This is a genomic window from Rhizobium sp. 01T444 (assembly GCF_056398305.1).
Map to the genome: position 1 here is coordinate 1 of NZ_JBFTPD010000276.1, position 605 is coordinate 605.

Here is a 605-nt window from a genome sequence, read left to right on the forward strand (position 1 = left end):
CACCTACCTTCTGGGCGGGTACGGCGGCAGGCAATGGGGCGACACCGCACTGCGACTGGGTGCGAGCCATGCCTGGAACAAGATCGAGACCCATCGCCAGGTGGCTTTCCCGGGGTTCGCGGACAGCCTCGCGGCAAAGTACGACAGCACCACGACGCAGGTCTTCGGCGGCGTCGGATGAACTTCGGCGGCGTCGCGCTGGAACCCTTTGTCGGCACGAGCTATTTCGACGTTCGCGGCGCTGATTTCGCCGAACGCGGTGGCGCTGCAGCGCTGCAGGGTTCGAGCGGCGGTCTCCAGGCCACGTTCTCCACCCTGGGCGTGCACGCCACCAGCCAACTGGACGACGGCACCCATCTTCGCGGGATGCTGGGCTGGCGGCACGCCTTCGGCGACAAGGCGCCGGCCGTCTCGGAGTCCTTCCAGGATGGCCAGCCCTTCACCATCAGCGGGGCGCCTGTCGCCAGGAACGTCGCCATGCTTGAAGTCGCCATCGACAAGGAGCTTCTGCGCAACTTGACTGTCGCCGTTTCCTACGCGGGCCAGTTCGGCTCCCACCTCGGCGATCAGGGGATCAGGGCCAGTCTGAACTGGAAGTTCTGATC

Annotated in this window: 1 pseudogene; it reads left to right on the plus strand. The window is 66.1% G+C overall.

The window, feature by feature from the left end:
• Positions 1-55 precede the first annotated feature (55 nt).
• Positions 56-603, plus strand: a pseudogene (locus tag AC1DTN_RS38420) (autotransporter outer membrane beta-barrel domain-containing protein).
• Positions 604-605: the final 2 nt, after the last annotated feature.